General features: G+C 36.7%; 11 protein-coding genes. 2 read left to right on the top strand and 9 right to left on the bottom strand.

Annotated elements, in window-relative coordinates; genetic code table 11:
- Positions 1 to 188 precede the first annotated feature (188 nt).
- The 3 genes from pth to LUA90_RS13130 form a co-directional block, all read right to left on the bottom strand.
- Complete coding sequence (gene pth / locus LUA90_RS13140) at positions 189 to 749, bottom strand: aminoacyl-tRNA hydrolase (RefSeq protein WP_231464288.1); 561 nt, start codon at positions 747 to 749, stop codon at positions 189 to 191.
- Between the two features lie 238 nt (positions 750 to 987).
- Positions 988 to 1,572, bottom strand: coding sequence for a 50S ribosomal protein L25/general stress protein Ctc (locus LUA90_RS13135; RefSeq protein WP_231464290.1), 585 nt, complete (start codon positions 1,570 to 1,572; stop codon positions 988 to 990).
- Positions 1,573 to 1,782: 210 nt separating this feature from the next.
- Positions 1,783 to 2,724: a ribose-phosphate pyrophosphokinase gene (locus LUA90_RS13130; protein ID WP_231464292.1), complete on the bottom strand. Its 942-nt coding sequence runs from the start codon at positions 2,722 to 2,724 to the stop codon at positions 1,783 to 1,785.
- Positions 2,725 to 3,078: 354 nt separating this feature from the next.
- Between LUA90_RS13130 and LUA90_RS13125 the strand changes: the two genes are divergently transcribed.
- Entirely contained in the window at positions 3,079 to 6,108 is a 3,030-nt protein-coding gene (locus tag LUA90_RS13125; protein WP_231464293.1) for a DUF2723 domain-containing protein, read from the top strand.
- Between the two features lie 222 nt (positions 6,109 to 6,330).
- The gene (locus LUA90_RS13120) at positions 6,331 to 9,372 is read left to right on the top strand and encodes a DUF2723 domain-containing protein (RefSeq protein WP_231464295.1); all 3,042 of its coding nucleotides are present in this window, start codon (positions 6,331 to 6,333) and stop codon (positions 9,370 to 9,372) included.
- A gap of 524 nt (positions 9,373 to 9,896) precedes the next feature.
- Here LUA90_RS13120 and LUA90_RS13115 read toward each other — a convergent pair.
- From LUA90_RS13115 to LUA90_RS13090, 6 genes are all read right to left on the bottom strand, one after another.
- Positions 9,897 to 10,859, bottom strand: a complete 963-nt coding sequence (locus LUA90_RS13115) for an acetyl-CoA carboxylase carboxyltransferase subunit alpha (RefSeq protein WP_231464297.1) — start codon at positions 10,857 to 10,859, stop codon at positions 9,897 to 9,899.
- Positions 10,860 to 11,328: 469 nt separating this feature from the next.
- Positions 11,329 to 12,888 carry a S10 family peptidase gene (locus LUA90_RS13110; protein ID WP_231491213.1) on the bottom strand — a complete coding sequence of 520 codons (1,560 nt, stop codon included), beginning with the start codon at positions 12,886 to 12,888 and terminating at the stop codon, positions 11,329 to 11,331.
- Between the two features lie 142 nt (positions 12,889 to 13,030).
- Entirely contained in the window at positions 13,031 to 14,920 is a 1,890-nt protein-coding gene (locus LUA90_RS13105; protein WP_231491212.1) for an alpha-amylase family glycosyl hydrolase, read from the bottom strand.
- Positions 14,921 to 15,020: 100 nt separating this feature from the next.
- A complete protein-coding gene (locus LUA90_RS13100) occupies positions 15,021 to 16,388 on the bottom strand; it encodes an MFS transporter (protein ID WP_231464303.1) in 1,368 nt (455 codons plus the stop codon).
- Between the two features lie 119 nt (positions 16,389 to 16,507).
- Positions 16,508 to 18,373: an alpha-amylase family glycosyl hydrolase gene (locus LUA90_RS13095; RefSeq protein ID WP_231491211.1), complete on the bottom strand. Its 1,866-nt coding sequence runs from the start codon at positions 18,371 to 18,373 to the stop codon at positions 16,508 to 16,510.
- On the bottom strand, positions 18,370 to 20,688 hold the full coding sequence (locus tag LUA90_RS13090; protein ID WP_231464306.1) for a glycoside hydrolase family 65 protein: 2,319 nt from the start codon (positions 20,686 to 20,688) through the stop codon (positions 18,370 to 18,372). Before LUA90_RS13090 ends, LUA90_RS13095 begins: the two co-directional genes overlap by 4 nt.
- Positions 20,689 to 20,839 lie beyond the last annotated feature (151 nt).

Raw genomic sequence — 20,839 nt, 5'->3', positions numbered from 1 at the left:
TTCACAGGTTTCATCGGCGCAGCAAAAGCGGGACTGAAATAACCAAAGGATTACAAAGCCTTGCGCTTCAAAAAAAGATAGAAAACTTTCCTTCGGCCTGTGTCATCACAGATAGAAATAGGATAATCAACTTTAACATTAAATAATCTGTGAAGACACAAACCATGGAGCAGGCAATTTTTTGAATGTTATTTGTTGAAAGCCGTCATGGTGTGTGCTGGCCCAACGGTTACAAAGCTTTTAATTAAATCTACACTTTTATCAATAAGCGCTGGTAGCTCCAACTGCTCGTCTTTATCAAACAAACCCAAAACGAAATCTACTTGTCTACCCTTTGGGTAATCGCTTCCGATACCAAATCGCAAACGAGCATAGTTCTGCCCGCCACAAACTTCCTCTATGCTTTTTAAACCATTATGTCCGGCGCTACTACCTTGCAATTTTAACCGTAGTTTACCTAACGGAATTGCTAAATCATCAACAATTACCAGTACATTTTCTGGAGCTATTTTTAATTCTTTCATCCAATAATTAACGGCCTTGCCGCTTAAATTCATGAAAGTTGTTGGCTTAATTACGTGCAGTTTTTTACCCTTAAAGCTAACTTCGGCATAATACGCTAAACGAATGTTGTCAAAACTTCCGCCCAAACCTTTTACAAGCTCATCGGCAATATCAAAACCAATGTTATGGCGTGTATGTGCATACTCCGGACCAATATTACCTAAGCCAACAATAAGATATTTCATGCCGCAAATTTATATCTTAATACGGAAAGACCAAAGATTTTAATGGAAAAGGAAAGATGGAAAATAGAGATGGAGGATGGGAAATGTAGAATGTGAAATGGATGATGGAGGAGGTATGATGGAGATGTTGATTGGCAAAATTGAAAACCTTCATCCTGAAATCCTTTAATTCTAAAAATCATGATGCCAAAAAAGCCCGAATAAATTCGGGCTCTTCTTCATAATCAAGAAATTGTGATTATTTTTTACCTTTTGCAGCTTCAGTTTCTGCTTGTTTTAATGCTCTAGACATTGCAACAGACACGATAGTATCTTCAGGAGTGTTCGTAATTGCGTAATCTTGACCTTTTAAATCGCGAACACGGAATAAACTACCAACTTCTAATTTCTCTAAACTAACTTCAACATTTTGTGGCATGTTAGCTGGTAAAGCTTTAACGCGAAGTTTACGTAATTTCTGAATTAACTTACCACCCATTTTAACACCTGGAGAAGTACCGGTTAATTTAACAGGAATTTCCATAACGATTTCTTTATCATCAAATAATTGAAGAAAATCGATGTGCATTAAAATGTCAGTTAATGGATGATACTGAGTATCTTTTACGATAGCCTTAGTTTTTGTACCGTTAACATCAATTTCAACGAAATTTACTTCTGGCGTGTAGATAACACTTTTTAAATCAGCAATTACCACTGCTAAGTGTTGTTGCTCTTTACCACCATACAATACTGCAGGAACCTTACCTTCGTAACGAAGTTCCTTAGCATCGCGTTTCCCTACGTTCTCTCTTGGAGAACCGCTAATAGCGATTGTTTTCATTTTTATTATATTTATTTATTAGTATTTAAGTATTAAGTATCAAGTATTAAGACCTTCGTAATAACCTTTCACCTCCTACTTATAATTTTGTTCTTTGTTAAAAAGTTATAAGACCCTAAACCTTATACCTTATGTGTATATTTTTGTTCATCAGTAAAAAGTTACAAGACCTTAAGCCTAAAACCCCATACCTTTAACCTTCAACCCAATTTACACCTTAAATAAGTCGCTGATTGAACCATGCTCGTTTACATTAGCTATTGCCCTTGCAAATAAACTAGCTGTGCTCAGCACTCTAATTTTTTCACTTTCCTGTCTTAAAGGAATGGTATCTGTTACTATTAGCTCAGCTAAAACTGAGTTTTCTATTGTTTCTACAGCCTTACCAGATAAAACGGCATGCGTACAAACTGCTCTCACACTTGCTGCGCCATTTTCCATAATCAAAGCTGCTGCTTTTGATAATGTTCCTGCAGTGTCACAGATATCATCAATTAATACGACATCTTGTCCGGTTACATCACCAATAATCGACATTGATTCGATTTCATTGGCACGTTTACGGCGTTTATCGCAAATAACTACTTCAGCATTAAAAAACTTTGCAAAAGTACGGGCCCTGTAAGAACCGCCCATATCTGGCGATGCAATGGTTAAGTTTGGCAGATTTAAGCTTTTGATATAAGGAACGAAAATAACCGAGCCATCTAAGTGATCTACCGGAATATCAAAGAAACCCTGTATCTGTGCTGCATGTAAATCCATCGTCATGATGCGGTGAATACCTGCCGACTTTAATAAATTTGCAACCAATTTAGCACCAATTGCTACACGTGGTTTATCCTTTCTATCCTGACGAGCTAAACCATAATATGGAACAACTGCAGTTATATAATGCGCCGATGCTCTTTTAGCTGCATCAACCATCAATAAAAGCTCCATTAAGTTATCGCTTGGCTGACAAGTAGATTGGATTAAAAACACATCGCAACCGCGGATTGACTCATCGAAAGAAGGTTGGAATTCGCCATCACTGAATTTGTGAATGCTTACTTCACCAAGTGGTTTGCCGTAACTTTCAGCAATTTTTAGTGATAGTCCTCTTGAACCTGTTCCGGAAAATAGTTTTACCGGGTTAAACTGCAATGGCATGATCCGTGTAGTTTACGGTTAAAAAAAATCGGATCATGTATTTTGATTTACACGATCCGATGCTAAATTTTGTTGTCCGACCTGGATTCGAACCAAGACAAACAGTACCAAAAACTGTCGTACTACCCTTATACTATCGGACAAACTACTAATCGAGAACTTAACTCCCCGATTGGGAATGCAAATGTAGGAAGCATATTTTAATTATGCAAGAGTGTTTTCAAAAAAAATCATTTTTCTTCATCTTTTATTTTTTCAAAAAAATATTCGCTGTGCGTGCAACATTTTTATTTAAAACCCGACTTTTTAGGTTAAAAACCTATAACTAATTTAATATCAACCAATAATCCAACTATGAATTATTCCAGAATTAACAACTTGATGGGCTGGCTGTGCTTTTTTATTGCCGCAACTACCTACATTTTAACGCTAGATTCTTCAGTAAGTTTTTGGGATTGCGGCGAATTTATTGCTTCAGCCTTCCGTTTAGAAGTGGTTCATCAACCCGGAGCACCACTAGTTTCTATGATTCAAAAGTTATTTTCAACCCTATCCTTTGGTGATAATAGCAAGGTTGCCTATTTTATGAACGTTGCATCGGCACTTGCAAGTGCTGCCACTATTATGTTTCTGTTTTGGACAATTACGGCATTAGCGAAACGAATACTTATTAAGAACAATAAGGTTATAAGCTTTTCAGAAATCATAACCATTGTTGGTGCAGGTTTAACCGGAGCATTAGCCTATACTTTTTCTGATAGTTTTTGGTTTTCGGCAGTAGAAGCAGAAGTTTACGCCATGTCTTCGCTATGTACAGCTGTGGCACTCTGGGGCATCCTAAAGTGGGAAGCTAAAGCCGAAGAACCTCGGGCAGATAGATGGCTTGCATTTGTTGCATACATCATCGGTTTATCAATCGGTGTACATTTATTAAATTTACTGGTTATCCCTGCGGTGATATTTGTTTATTATTTCCGTAAAAACCCAAATCCAAACACTAAAGGGATTCTAAAAACTTTTGCTGTTTCCATTTTAATTCTAGCTTTTGTTCAATATGGGATAATTCAATATATGGTTTTAACAGCAGCTAATTTTGATTTATTTTTTGTAAATAAAATGGGATTAGGTTTTGGCTCAGGAGTTCTGTTTTTTGCATTTTTATTAATTGGTGGATTACTTGCTGCCATCAGATATTCTATAAAAAACAATAAAAAGGTTTTAAATCTTGCTTTGATATCCACAGTTCTTTTAATTTTCGGATATAGCTCATTTTCCTTATTAATTATTAGAGCACAGGCCAAACCAAACCTTAATAATACTAACCCCGATAATGCATTCTCCTTCCTTAAATATGTAAACAGAGCGCAATACGGCGGCAGACCATTGCTATTTGGAGAAAATTATAATACACAAAAAGTCGATTTAAAGGAAACCGAAAAACTTTATCGAAAAGGAAATAACGGCAAATATGAATCAGCTGGTAGCAACTCCAAATACATTTTTGAAAAAACTACGCCAATACCAAGAATGTACAGCGACAAAGCTGAACACATTAATTTCTATAAAAACTGGATGGGTTTTGATGATACACATATACCAACCTTAATGGATAACCTGAAGTACATGTTCTCGTTTCAGGCCGGGCACATGTACATGAGGTATTTTATGTGGAATTTTGTTGGAAGGCAAAATAACATTGATGGCCAGCTTGGTGAAAATGGTGGCGGTTGGCTAAGCGGCGTTAAACCAGTTGATGCGATTCGTTTAGGTAATCAGAAAAATCTACCTCCATCAATTGTAGATAATAAGGCATATAACAGGTTTTTCTTTTTGCCATTGATTTTAGGCTTGATTGGTGCAACCTGGCACTTTAAACGAAATCAAAAGCATGCAGGCGTTATTGGATTGCTATTTTTCTTTACAGGTGTAGCCATTGTTTTATACCTAAACTCTGTTCCTATCGAGCCCCGCGAGCGAGATTATGCCTATGTAGGTTCATTTTATGCCTTTACCATTTGGATTGGTTTAAGTGTTATCGGCTTAAAGGAATGGATATTCAAGAAACTTAAGCCAAGAAAAGCTGCGATATTCGCATCGGCAATTTGCTTAATAGCGGCACCAGTAATTATGGCGAGCCAAGGATGGGATGACCACAACCGTTCGGATAGTTATCTGGCAAAAGACATTTCGGCAAATTATTTAAAATCTTGCGCTCCAAATGCCATTTTATTCACCTATGGTGATAATGATACCTTTCCGGTTTGGTATGCACAAGAGGTTGAGCACATTCGCCCCGATGTAAGAGTTGTAAATTTAAGTTTGTTAAATTTTGATTGGACTATAGATGGCTTGCGCAAAAAGCAAAATGAATCTGCAGCTTTACCAATTACAATGAAGCCCGAACAATATGCCGAAGGCACAAGAGAAGTGATGTACTATCAGGATTTTAAAATTGCTCAAAACATCGAGCTAAAACAAATATTAGAAGTGTTATTATCTGATAATGATGAAGATAAAGTCACCTTGCAGGATGGTTCAAAAGCAAATATTCTTCCGACTAAAAACTTTAAAATTACGGTAAATAAAAAAGATGTTTTAGATACCGGAACGGTGCCTGTGGAAGATGCCGGTAAAATTGCAGCTAGTATGGAATGGACTTACAAAGACCAATATATTACGAAAGGCAACCTTGCGCTATTGGATATTTTAACGCATAACGATTGGAAAAGGCCAATTTATTTCACTAATGCTATGCCCGATGAACAGTATATCGGTTTAGACAGGTATTTATATACCGAGGGATTAAATTTAAGATTGCTTCCGTTAAATCCAGATACTTCAAAAACCGAAATTTATGAGCAGGTAAATGTAAAACCTTACTTAAATAACATGTTAAATACTTATAAGTGGGGCAACATTAAAAATGCAAACCATTTAGATAGACAATCAGCCGATGATGTAGCCATGTTTACAAATATGTTTAATGGAATAATTGGCGAGTTAATTACAGAGAACAAAATTACTGAAAGCAAAAAAGTTATAGAGAAATATTATGAGGTGATGCCAGCTAAGTTTTACAGCATGCGCCATGTATTGAGTTCGTTTTATTTTACCCAAAATTTATATCGCCTAAATGATTTAAACCGGGCGAATGCTTTTATTAAGAAATCTGCAGATTACATGACAAGGGAGTTGAATTACCTTGCAGATGTTTCTGAAAGTAAGAATAAACTAACTAACCAAAGGGAGATTCAAAGCTATTTAACTTACCTTGGTGAAATGGTAAAACTTGCGCACAACTATAATCAGGAAGATTTAAGCAATAAGTTGGAAAAACAATATAACCAATTAGTTAACAGATTTGCACCGTATTTTACTGGATAAGCAAAAGATGTTAACAAAATAAAACCCATCTTTTCCTAAATAGAGCGGATGGGTTTTGTTGTTTATAATTACCGCCGTAGTCGAATTTAGAACCAAACAAATTGTTAAACCGTTAAAATATGTAAAAACAATAAGAGAATTTCCTCATTTATCGACTATATTAATTAATTTCGGCAGCATTTTTATGCACAGTAACATTTAATTATCCATTATCAAAAACCAATGAATTATTCAAAAGTAAATAATATAGTAGGCTGGATCTGCTTTTTAATTGCGACAATAACTTACGTTTTAACCTTAGAGCCTTCTGTTAGTTTCTGGGATTGCGGTGAGTTTATCGCTTCGGCATTAAAAATGCAAGTTGTTCACCAACCAGGTGCGCCATTATTTTTAATGATTCAAAGATTTTTTGGCGTTTTTGCTTTCGGCGATTTAACTAAGGTAGCTTATTGGATGAATATTGGCTCAGCAATAGCAAGTGCTGCAACTATCCTATTTCTATTCTGGACCATTACAGCTTTAGCAAAGAAAACGCTGGTAAAAGCTGGCGAAGAAGTTTCTACGGCAAACCTATATAGCATTATGGGTGCCGGTATTGTGGGTGCATTAGCTTATACTTTTTCTGATAGTTTCTGGTTTTCAGCTGTAGAATCTGAGGTTTATGCGCAATCATCATTATTTACCGCAATTGTATTTTGGGGCATTTTAAAATGGGAGTCTCATGCAGATGAGCCTAGAGCAGACAGATGGTTACTTTTTATTGCTTACATAATGGGTTTATCAATAGGTATCCACTTATTAAACTTATTAACTGTCCCTGCAATTGCATTTATTTATTACTTCAAAAGAGCTGAAAAAGTTACTACATCAGGCATTATAAAAACTTTATTTGTTGGGATTTTAATATTAGGTATAATTCAATACGGTATTATCCAATACTTAGTTTCTTTCGGTGCATACTTTGATTTATTCTTTGTAAATACATTAGGTTTAGGCTTTGGAACCGGTGTATTATTTTTTGCATTAATTGTTATTGGCTTATTGGTTTGGGGTATAAGATATTCTATTCAACATCAAAAAAAGCTTTTAAACCTAGGGTTGATTTCTACAGTTTTAATCATATTTGGTTATGCTTCTTTCGCAATGATTATTATCAGAGCAAAAGCAGACCCGAACTTAAATAACAGTGCTCCTAAAGATGCTTTCTCATTTTTAAGCTACCTAAACCGTGAACAATACGGCGACAGGCCATTGGTTTTTGGACCAAACTACAACTCTGAACGTATTGGTGTAGAGCAAGGCAAAACGATTTACAGAAAAGGCGCTGAGAAATATGAATCTGCTGGTCAAAAAACTGATTATCAATACAGCGATAATACATTTTTACCACGAATGTACAGTGATGACCAACGCCATGCTGATTTCTACAAAGAATGGATGCATCTAGATCCAAACAAAAAACCAAATACCATAGATAATGTTGGTTTCTTATTCAGCTATCAAATTGGCTATATGTACTTACGTTATTTTGGCTGGAATTTTATTGGCCGCCAGAATGATGAGCAAGGCCAGGGAAGTGGTTTTGAAGGCACTTCTTTAAGTGGCGTAAAACCTATTGATGCAATTTGGCATGGTAACCAAACGAATTTGCCGCCATCAACAGTTGATAATAAAGCTTACAACAGATTTTTCTTTTTACCATTGATAATTGGCTTATTAGGCGCCGTTTGGCATTTCCAACGTAATCAAAAAGATGCAGGTGTAGTTGGTTTATTATTCTTCTTTACGGGTATTGCAATCGTTTTGTACTTAAATCAAAAGCCTTTAGAACCTCGTGAGCGTGATTATGCTTATGTAGGCTCATTTTATGCCTTTGCCATTTGGATAGGTTTGGGCGTACTCGCCTTAAAGGAATGGCTTTTCAAAAAGCTAACACCAGCAACCGGAGCCATCGCAGCAACAGTTATCGGCTTATTTGCAGCGCCAATTATTATGGCTCAGCAAGGTTGGGATGATCACGATCGTTCCACTAAACTTGTTGCACACGATATTGCTTACGATTATTTGCAGTCTTGTGCGCCAAACGCCATTATTTTCACCTATGGTGATAACGATACTTATCCACTTTGGTACATTCAGGAAGTTGAGAAAGTTCGTCCGGATGTGCGTATTGTAAATTTAAGCTTGTTTGATACCGATTGGTACATTAACGGCATGAAACAAAAGCAAAACGATTCAGAGCCGTTACCAATTTCGATGAAAGAATCGCAGTTTGTACAAGGCGAACGCGATGTGATGCCTTATGATGATTACAAAATTGCTGGTAGTGTTGAGCTTAAAAATGTAGTAGATTTATTGCTATCTGATAGTGCTGATGATAAAGTTGCCATGCAGGATGGAACAAAATCAAACTTCTTACCAACAAAGAATTTCAAATTAACCATAAACCCACAGGAAGTGATTAGCACAGGAACTGTGCCTGCAGCCGAAGCAGATAAAATTACGCCTGCTATGGAGTGGAAGTTTAACAAAGGCTATGTAACCAAAGGCACTTTAGCTATGTTCGATATTTTAGCACATAACAACTGGAAACGCCCGATTTATTTTGCTTCAACTGTACCTTCTGAGCAATACAATGGCTTAGATAAATATTTGTACAATGAAGGTTTAGCATTGAGATTACTGCCTTTAAAAGCAGATACTACATCTGGTGATGAAAGAGCAGAACTATTAAATACACCGGTACTTTACAAAAATGTAATGGAAAAATTTAAGTGGGGCAATATGAAAACAGCCAAATACTTAGATCCACAATCATCTGATGATACTTTCATTTTCACAAACGTTTTCAGCAGTTTAGCCGGAAGCTTAATTAAAGAAGGCAAAGTTGATGAAGCTAAAAAAGTAGTAAACAAATATTTTGAAGTAATGCCAGATAAGTTCTACGGCATTCGTACTGTTGTGGTAAAGTATTACATGGCCGAAAATTTATATAAGCTAGGCGAAAATGTAAGGGCTAACGATATTTTAATGAAATCGGGCGATTACATCACTAAAGAATTAACTTATTTAGCCGATGTTTCTGATTCAAAATCTAACCTTACCGGTATGCAGAATATCCAAACTGGCTTATATTATTTAGATAAGATGGTTAAAACTTCTAAAGCATTAGGGCAAACTAAAGTTAGCGCACAATTAGAGCGTCAGTTTACCGCTTTAGAAGGAAGATTTAGCAGATATTTCGGTCAGCAACCAACCGAGTAAGGTTCTATAAATTTCAAAAATTTTAAAGCAGTTGCATTAATTTGTAACTGCTTTTTGTTTTTATAAGATTCGTTGAGACCCACTAACAGATAGAAATCGATAAAGGTGATAAAATTTGTTTTGTTTTTTCGTCATGCTCAGCTCGACTAGGCATCGTAATGCATATTATATATTATTACGCTTTAAGATTCCCACCTTCGCGGGAATGACGATAATGTAAGGAAGAGTTCTATAATAATATAAAACAAACCCTTTTGAAACAGCTTACTTTTACGATGCATGAGTTACGAAGTTTATAAACAAATGCAGAGATAAATTTGGTAAGTCTAACTTAGTCTTTAACGCTCTAGGATATGGAAATAAACGGAGAAGCCCTCTTGAATACAATTCAAATAACAATAAACCAAAATGAAAAATTCAGCATGACGAGGAGGTTTGAAAAAACCGCCCGAAAAACTTCATAAGTCTAAGCCACAAAAAAACCTACTTAATTTAAGCAGGTTTAATTTAAAGAAGATTAAATTTTATTCGTTTACAAGTCCCATTTCGCAGAACTTATTTATTCTTTGTTCAATAAGTTTATCTGTTTTAATTTTTCCCAAAGCGGCTAAATCTTTTAAAAGATAATCTTTAAGCGTTTGTCCCATCAATTCAGGGTCTTGATGTGCACCACCCAAAGGTTCAGGAATAATTCCATCGATAAGTTTATTACCAAACATATCATCAGATGTTAATTTAAGACATTCGGCAGCTTTCTCTTTAAAATCCCAGCTTCTCCATAAAATAGATGAGCAAGATTCAGGAGAAATAACCGAATACCAGGTATGCTCTAACATGTAAACTTTATCGCCAATACCAATACCTAAAGCACCACCAGATGCACCTTCGCCTACTACAACGCAAATTATCGGCACTCTTAAAATAGACATTTCAAGTAAGTTTCTTGCTATGGCTTCACCTTGACCACGTTCTTCTGCCTCTAAACCAGGGTAAGCACCCATCGTATCGATAAAAGAAATAACAGGTTTGTTAAACTTTTCTGCCAAACGCATTAAACGTAAAGCTTTGCGATAACCTTCAGGGTTGGCCATACCAAAATTACGAAACTGGCGCTCTTTAGTATTTTTACCTTTTTGGTGCCCAATAACCATTACGGTTTGTCCGTTAATTGTTGCAAAACCACCTATAATTGCTTTATCGTCTTTAACGGTTCTATCGCCATGAAGTTCGATAAAATCATCGCAAATCATATTGATATAATCCAGGGTTTGAGGCCTATCCGGATGACGGCTCATTTGAACCTTATTCCAGCCGGTTAAATTTTTATATAGATTATTTGTGGTTTCATCTAATTTGCCATCAAGTTCATCTAAAGTGGCAGACATATCTACCTTAGTCTTTTCGGCAACTTGTTTAACCTTTTCTATCTGCTGAACTAAATCGGCAATAGGTTTCTCAAAATCGAATGATGTTTTTATTTGCTGCATAATTGGACAGCAAAAATAAGTATTTATTTTTAGTTTGCGATAGTTAGTGTTTTATTAACACTCATAATTTATTTAGAAGAAGCAAAAGCGCTTCAATTTAAATAATTTTTTGAAAAGCAATTGCACTGCCAAATACTTAGGTTCTGTCCTGCTTTCCCTGCTCCCGATGAAGAATCGGGATTCGTACAATCAGGTTTAGATTACAAAAGTCTTTACAACTATGAGAGGTTTTACTTTCAAAAGCCTATGTAAAATAGCCCTGATTGCAGCGGAAATACTTTTTGGTGCAGTAGCGGACAGACTAAGTGTAACAATGACAAAAAGATTGAAGCGCAAAGCAGGACGAACGATTAATAGTTGTACTGTTTTTGCGCTTCAAATTATTTTAATAGATTTTCTCTCAGATTTTCGCAGATTTAATTTTAATCTATATGATCCTGAAAATCCATTAATCCTTAAAAATCCTGATCTAAAATTTAGCCGCCTCGCCTGCCTTTGGCAATGCCTTCTTTATAAACTCGCGAACATGTTCGTTTGAGGTTTTTAAATCATCTTTTCGCAGGTACATCATGTGCCCGCTACGGTAACCTTCCCAGCTCATCCTATCTTGCAGTTTGCCCGCAGCATCTAATTGCCACATGCTATATTTTGCATTAAAATAATCGCAGGCGCCATCGTAATAACCCGATTGAACCAACAAATGTAGAAAAGGATTCTGGGCCATTGCCTGGCGTAAGTTATCTCCGGTTTTATCGCCAGAATTATCCCATGGGTACACAGAGCCAAACATATTATACTTTAAATCGGTTTTGTAATTCAGCTCATTTCTGAGGTACATATTTATAGCAGGCGTAAACGAATGTAACCATGAAGTTAGTTCGGCATTATAATCCGGACCATCGCCTGCAGCCATTTTATCAACGCCTTTGTAGCGAGAATCTAAACGACCAACGGTGAAACCTTTATCTCTTAAAAGTTCTTTCCAAAAGAAATTGGTTGGCACATCGAGATTATAATCGATAAAAACCTTTTCAGAAATACCTGAGTAGCGAGCCATTTTAGCTGCTATTGATTTTTTCTTTTCGGCGCCTAACATTGCACCCTGAGAAATTGCCGGAATAACTTCGTTAATTGTAAACTGCTCTACTTCGGGCAGCATTGCCGTTAAATCTTTCGATTGTAAATCTGCAGGCAAAGCTTTGTGGTACCATGCAGTAGCCGCAAAATAAGGCAAACGCAGAGCCGCCTCAACTGGTCCGCCGCGTTCAATGCCTAGTTCGGTCGGCGAAACTAAAACTACGCCATTTAAATACATCCATTGATTGTTCTGAAGTTCTAAAGCAAGTCCGGAAACACGTGTAGTACCATAACTTTCGCCAATTAAAAATTTAGGCGATGCCCAACGGTTATTTCTGGTTACAAAGGTGTTAATCCATTCGGCTAAATATTTAATATCAGCCCTTACGCCAAAAAATTTACTACCCGGAATATCTTTGCTCACCGCTCTTGAGTAACCGGTATTTACAGGGTCGATGTAAACAATATCGGCCACATCTAAAATAGAATAAGGATTTTCTTTATAACCGTAGGGTTGTACCGGATAACCTTCATCATCAATATTTAAAACCACCGGACCAGTATAAGCAATATGCATCCAAACAGAAGCAGAACCCGGACCACCATTAAATGAAATCACTAAAGGTCTTTTATCTCGGTTTTGAACATCACTTCTTTCGTAGTATGTATAAAACAAACCTGCAATTGCCTTTCCATCTTCATCCCACACGGGTAAAGTTCCTGTGGTTACTTTGTACGGAACAGATTTGCCGCCAATAGTAACACTGTGGTTGGTTACCACAGTACTTTCTACTTTAATTGCTCTTTCATTACCCACAGGTTTTGGCTCTTCTTTAATGGTAACCTGCGATGTTGTAGTGGTTTCTTTAGCCGGAGTTCTTTTTGGCGTTTGCTGTGCACCTGCAAAATAGCTGCTAAGCAAGCATACTGACAGTATAATTTTGAATTTCATTTAAAAGTTTGGTTTGGTTTATAAATATCAAACTAAGCTTTTGCAATTCAAAGAAACATTGAAAATGTTACCAATAAAAAAACGGTTCTGCTTTTGGCAGAACCGTTAAAATATAGTTGTTTAACTTTTCTGATATTGATATCTATTTTAAGGCTACTTTGCTAAAAACGTGGTATTCGCCAGGCGCTAAAGTTGCATTATAGGTGTTGGATGTTAAATTTATGCTTCCACCAAAAGCATCAATCCAGTTTCCTGATGCGCCAAAATCTATGTTTGCATTTTGGCTTACAACATCAAAGTTACCAACAACAATCACTGTATTTGAAGCATCAGTTAATTTAATATATTTAATCCCACTGGTTAAATTATAAGTTGAATTGGTCGCATTGAAGATGGAGTTATTTCTTTTTAGCTTGATTAATTTAGCATATACATCATATAAAGCTTTACGATTTGGCTCATTTAAATATTCCCATTTAATAGGTTTTTCTCCGGTCCTACCGTTAAAGTCGATATTTACATCATAGCCAAGTTCTCCAAACTGCCATACCATTTTCGGTCCGGGTGTGGCGAATAAAAATGCCGCAGCCATTTCCTGGCGTTTTAGTGATGTTGCTAGATTTCCATTAATCGTGTAATTTCCTGATGCGTTTCCGTAAGTGATATTTTTAAAGTTCAATCGCTCTTCATCATGGCTTTCTATGTAAGTTATCAATCCATCAGCTTTGCTAAAACCATGTTTGGCGTAAAAACCATAAGAGAAATCAGAACTTCCTAACCAGCCCATTGTGGCTTCATTCATGTTATAGTTCAAATTGTTCCAAAGCATCATACCATCCTCAGCTAATACTTTTTCTTCAGATTCTTCTGCAAAATGTTCTAAAATAACATAAAAATTATTTGGGTCGATACTTTTAATGTAACTGTTATAATCTTTCCAGGTAGCCACTCTCCCGGCATCATATTTTCTAAAAACTGCATCATCAGTAGATTGAGTTTGTGTGAAACCCTTGGATAAATCGAAGCGAAAACCATCGATTTTATATTGCTGCATCCAAAATTTCATCACATCTTTCGAAAACTTTTTGGTTGCCGCATTTTCATGATTAAAATCGTAGCCAACATTAAAAGGGTGTTTGGCGTCAACATTAAACCAAGGGTTATTTGCAGTTGGTTTAGCACCATCAAAATACATTTGCACCATAGGCGACTGACCAAATGAATGGTTTAAAACCATATCCAAAATCACTGCGATTCCTTTACCATGACACTCATCAATAAAATTTTGTAAAGCTGTTTTGGTACCATAATATTTATCGGCTGCAAAATAAAAAGATGGATTGTAGCCCCAACTCAAATTTCCTTCAAACTCATTTACTGGCATCAATTCGATTGCATTAATCCCCATGTTTACCAGATAATCTAATTTTTTTAATGTTGAGGCATAACTATGTTCGGTGGTGAAATCGCGAATCAGCATTTCATAAATAACGAGATTGTTTTTATCCGGACGGGCGAAATTATTATTTTTCCAGTTGTAAACAGGTTGATTTGCTTGCATTACACTCACATTACCGGTTGTTTTTCCGGTAGGGTAACTTTTTAAATTTGGATAAACACTTGCTGAAATAAATTTATCGTTATCCGGGTCGAGTATTTTTTCGCTGTAAGGGTCGGCTACTTTTAATTTTCCATCAATAAAAAACTGATAGGCATATTCTGTATTTGGATTTAGGTTATCAATTTGAATCCACCAGGTATTGCCATCGGCAGTTTTTTTCATTGCAGCAGCAGTTGCAGACCAATCATTAAATTCTCCAATTAAAGAAACTGAAGTTTTACCCGGTGCAAATAGTGTTACGATAGCCGATGTGCCATTATTGATAAACGCAACGCCATCTTTTGCGCCAGCAGGTAAATCTGTTGAAGGCTGTTGTGGTGTTTGTGTTTCCGTGCCGCCATCTGTTGAAGATTTTTTGCAGGACGTATTGAATGCCGTTACAATTAACAGCAGGTAGATTATTTTTTTCATTTGGTTAGGGAATTTTATGGAGGAGGTCGTCATTGCGAGGCACGAAGCAATCTCTCTGACTAAATAGATTGCTTCGTGCCTCGCAATGGCGAAATGTTATTTATACTGATCTATTTTCTTCAATTGCCAATTCTGCAGCTAAAGCTTCATCGGTCTTTTTTGGTTCTCTGATGAACACATAGCAAATCACAGCAGCGAGAATCATTAATCCTCCACCTAGCTGAACGGCTAAAAGTCTATCATTATTAAGTACATTACGCATTAACCAGCCAAAACCTAATGATGCAATAATTTCTGGTAACACGATAAAAAAGTTGAAAATACCCATGTAAATTCCAATTTTATCTTTTGGCAATGAACCGCTTAACATGGCATAAGGCATAGAAAGAATACTTGCCCATGCAATGCCCACACCTGTCATACATACATAAAGCATATTTTTATCGTGTACCCAGGCTACGCTGATTAAGCCTATTGCGCCACAAAGCAAGCACAATGCATGGGTTGTTTTCCTGCCTAAAGCATCGGCAATTTTTGGTAAAACCAAAGCGAATAGGAAGGTAATTACGCTATAGTAAGCTAAGGTTAAACTTCCGAAATCGGCTCCTTGCGCATAAATCGGGTCGGCTGCATCTTTACCGCCAAAAACATTTACGGCAACAGCAGTTGTGTAATAAAACCACATTAAAAATAATCCTGGCCAGGTAAAAAACTGCACTAACGAAACCACCTGCATGCGTTTCGGCATATTTTTTAAAGCGCTAAAAATTTCATTTACGCCATTTGCAAAGCCTTTATTGTTATGCGTTGTAAGTTCTTCTTCGCGTGGTGGATATTCTTTTGTGGTAAAAACCGTCCAAAGTACCGCTGCGAAAAAGAAAAATGCGCCGATGTAAAAAGAGAATTTAACATTATCAGGAATGTTTCCTTTTTCTGCAGTGTTTTGTAAATCGAAAACATTATTCATTAACCAGGGCAAGGCCGATGCAATACTTCCGCCCAAACCAATCATCATGCTTTGCATAATAAAACCACGATTAACCTGACTATCGGGTAATTTATCGGTAACAAAAGCACGGAAAGGTTCCATGGCAATATTGCCAAAAACATCTAAAATCCAAAGCAAACCAGCAGCCATCCATAAGGCGCTACTGTGTGGCATAAAAATTAAAGCAATACTACTTACAATTGCTCCAATCATAAAATATGGTCTTCTTCTACCCCATTTTGGATGCCAGGTTCTGTCGCTTAAATAACCTATAACCGGTTGAACCAGCAGGCCGGTTAAAGGTGCTGCCAAAAACAATAAAGGTACCTGGTCTGGATTGGCGCCTAGGTTTTCGTAAATACGACCCATGTTGGCACGCTGCAAATCCCAACCGAACTGAATTCCGAAAAAACCAACACTCATGTTAATGATTTGTGCAAGCGTTAATTTCGGGTTTTCGAATATTGTTTTTAAGCTCATTATATCTGGTTTTGTTTAACCGCAAAGGATGCAAAGTGAAAAGATGTGAAGAATGCAAAACTGCTTGCTTGTTCTTTTGAATCTTTGCGAAAATCTTTGCGTTCTTTGGGCTTTTTGGTTTAAAATTCTATCACTTGTGCCGATACAGGCTCAAGCTTTACCGGAATACTCGTTCCTGCCGGAATATTTAATTTTCTATCAGTTAATAAATCCGTAACCGGAGATGAATGTTTCACTTTCAAAACATAGTCAGGAATTTCAATATTAGCTTCTAAAGTTTGGTTTCTATCAAAATTTACCACAACCAACAAACGCTGCTTTCCCGAATAGCGAATAAATGCATACATGCGGTTGTTCATATTACCAGATTGAGACACATCATAAATTTCGCCATTTAAAACAGCATCACTTTGTGTGGTAACCTTTAAAAGCTGTTGATAATATGCCCGTAATTTTTGTTGCGAAGCATTTAATTTGTGACCATCAAATAAGCCTCCATTCATCCATTTCTGATGATTTGGAACGCCCCAATAATCAAATATTGTAGTACGGTTATCATCGCCACCAAAACCTTCAGCACCTTTTCCGGGCTCGCCAACTTCTTGTCCGAAATAAAGCATAACCGGACCAGAACCTAAAGTTGCAGAAACTACCATTGCAGGTAAAGCCAGTTCGGCCTTGCCGGCAAATCCTGCTGATGCGATCCGTTCTTCATCGTGATTTTCTAAAAAGCGCAACATATTTTTGCCAAAACCAGCGCTTTCTTTCTGCCATACATAACGGATAGCGGCAACATCTGCATTCGGTTCGTTTCTAATTAATCGTTTCAAGCCATCGTACAAACCAACTTTATCATACAAATAATCGAATTTACCTTGCTCCAAATATTGTTTGTAAACCTGCGGATTATAAGCTTCGCCTAAGAAAATGATGTTTGAATTAATTTGTTTAACCTGCGGAATAACCCAATTCCAAAAAGCAATCGGAACCATTTCGGCCATATCACAACGGAAACCATCAACACCTTTCTTAGCCCAAAAAACTAAAATATCACGCATTTTATTCCACACCGGTGGAATGGGATCGAAGTGTTCTTTTCTGCCATTTTGATAATCTACACCATAATTCAATTTGATGGTTTCATACCAATCGTCATATCTTGGCGATGCAGTGAAAGCGTCATTACCGGTAACTTTTGCTGGGTTTTCATCAAATTTACCATCCTGCAAAACAGTTAATGGCGTTTTTTGCCCGTTGGTTGGCACTACCAAAGGCTTACCAGGAATATAATAAAAGTCGTTCGCCGTGCTGAAACCTTTAGTAACATCATCCTTTGCACCAAAATCAATTACATTTTTTGGCTTTGCATAAGAATGATAGCTTCTGGCAACATGATTTGGAACGAAATCGATAATTACTTTTAAGTTTTTAGCGTGAGTTCTTTTAAGTAAGGCCTCAAACTCATTCATTCGGTTTTTAACGTCAACCGCTAAATCAGGATTTACATCATAATAATCGCGAATAGCATAAGGCGAACCTGCTCTGCCTTTTACAACATCGGCATCATCAACCTTAATTCCATAAGCTGAATAATCAGTTAAGCTAGCATGAGCAATTACACCGGTGTACCAAACATAATTTGCATGCAACTCTTTAATGCCATCCAATGCCTTATCGGTAATATCATTAAATTTTCCAGAACCGTTTTGCTCTATAGTACCATAAGGGATGTTTGTAGTATTTTTATTTCCGAATAATCTTGGTAACAATTGATATATAACGATTTGTTTATCGTTCATTTTTCTACTCTTTTTTTGTGAAAAGGATGATTGAGATAGAATGGTAAAGATAATGAAAAACGCTAAAATCTTACCCGAAGCCCATTCAAATGGAGATGAGCTTAGAACCGAAAAACGCTTTGCACTTATTAAGGGTTGAGGTTTAAACCTTATACACTCAACCTCTAAACCATCAACCTTCATCATACCAACGCTGTGTTATTAACTTCAATTTCGGCGTTGCCGGATAACTTATAACTGTGGTTTTTAATTACAATTTCCAACTCAACATCATTATTGTTTTTAATGTTGATACCGTTTTCTGTAATGTTAACCTTTAAAGTTGCACCTCTGAAACCAATGGTAAACGAGAACGATTTCCATTGTTTTGGCAAGAAAGGATTAAACTGTAATTTGCCATCGCGAACACGCATGCCGGCAAATCCTTCCACAACACTCATCCAGGTTCCAGCCATAGAGGTGATGTGCAAACCATCTTCCGTATCGTTATTGTAATCATCTAAATCCAAACGGGCTGTGCGTAAGTAAAATTCGTAAGCACGGGCTTCATCACTTAATTTAGCGGCTAAAATACTGTGTACGCAAGGCGATAAAGAACTTTCGTGAACAGTGCGAGGTTCATAAAAATCGAAGTTCCTTCTGATGGTTTCCAAATCATAATCTTCTTCAAAGAAGTATATTCCCTGTAAAACATCTGCTTGTTTAATAAATGGCGAACGCAAAATTCTATCCCAACTCCATTTCTGATTAATTGGTCTTTGGCTTGCAGGTAAATCTTTTACCAAAGTTTGCTCTTTATCCAAATAACCATCTTGCTGTAAGAAAATACCTTGTTCTTTATCTTCAGGGTAGTACATTTTTTCGATGATATCTGCCCAATCAGCAAATTCTTTATCATCAAAATTTAAGCTTTTTAACAAGCTTGTATATTTTTCTGGTTGTTGATTTTTTACAATTTCGGCCGCTTCAGTTGCATATTTCATGCACCATGTTGCCAATAAATTGGTGTACCAGTTGTTGTTTACGTTGTTTTCGTACTCATTCGGACCAGTTACACCCAACATAACATATTTTTGCTTTTCGCCGCTCCAGTTTACACGTTGTTTCCAAAAACGGGCTATGGCAATTAAAACCTCCAAACCATATTCTGATAAATAACTTTCATCGCCAGTATAACGAATGTAATTGTAAATGGCAAAAGCAATAGCACCATTGCGGTGAATTTCCTCAAAGGTAATTTCCCATTCATTGTGGCATTCTTCGCCATTCATGGTAACCATTGGGTACAATGCAGCACCATCTGAAAAGCCTAATTTAGCTGCGTTTTCAATGGCTTTTCCAAGCTGTTTGTGGCGATAAATTAATAAGTTTTTACTTACTTCCTGCGGAGCAGTAGCTAAGTAAAAAGGCACACAATATGCTTCGGTATCCCAATATGTAGAACCACCATATTTCTCGCCGGTAAAACCTTTCGGACCAATATTCAGTCTGTCGTCTTTACCTGTATAGGTTTGAAATAACTGAAAAATATTGAAACGGATTGCTTGCTGAGCCGAAACATCACCTTCAATTACGATATCACTTTCTTCCCATTTGCTCGCCCAAGCCTGGCTTTGCTCTTGCAATAAGGTATCAAAACCTTTATCCGTTGCTTTCGCGATAACTGATTTAGCTTCTTTTAGCAGTGCTTCTTTTGGGTAATTTTCTGAAGATAAATTAGCTGCAATTTTAACTAAAGTAATTTCATCGTTCGATTTCACATCAACAGAAAAAGTTTGTCCGACAAATTTTTCTTTACGAACTGCTTCTGGATTGATAGTAACTTTCTCAGCATTTTTGAACAATTCGATATTGCTTCCGGTGCAAACCTCAAACTCTGTTTTCTTTGTTCTTAATTTAATGTAAGCTTCTGTTCCTGTGATTTCATCAGAAACCATATCCCAGAATTTTTCATCGTAGTTGCTATCCTGATTTTTAACATCGCCATCAATAAACGGTGTTAAAGTTAGTTTACCATCAAAATCTAATGCTGTGATGCTGTAGCGGATGGCGCCAACTTCATCATCAGCTATGCTGCAAAAACGACTAGCTTTAACTTTTACCGTTTTGCCACTTTTTAATTTTGCAGTGAATGTACGTTCTAAAACACCCGCATGCATATTTAGCACACGTTTAAAATCACTAACTTCAGCAGTAGCTAAATCCAGAATTTCATCATCTAATTTTACTTCAATACCTACCCAGTTTGCCGCATTTAAAACTTTTGCAAAATATTCAGGATAACCGTTTTTCCACCATCCAACACGGGTTTTATCAGGATAGTAAACACCTGCAACGTAGTTTCCAGGCAAAGTTTCGCCAGTGTAAGTTTCTTCAAAATTGGCACGCTGGCCCATTCGGCCATTACCCAAACTGAAAATACTTTCCGAAATTTTATTTAAATGTGGATCAAAGCCTTCTTCGATAATGTTCCACTCATCTGCCTTAATGTAATTCTTCATATTCTAGTATCAAGTAGTTAGTATTAAGTAGCAAGACTTAACCTAAACCTTAATTTCATAATCTTTATAATATCAACTTTAGTAGTGTATTTCAGAAAGCAAGAGACTGGATATTTTTAGTTAACCCTGACTTGATACTTGCTACTTTATA

It is taken from the genome of Pedobacter sp. Leaf170 (assembly GCF_920984665.1).
GTDB lineage: Bacteria > Bacteroidota > Bacteroidia > Sphingobacteriales > Sphingobacteriaceae > Pedobacter.
Note: the sequence above shows the minus strand (reverse complement) of the source record. Positions and strands in the feature narration are given on the sequence as shown.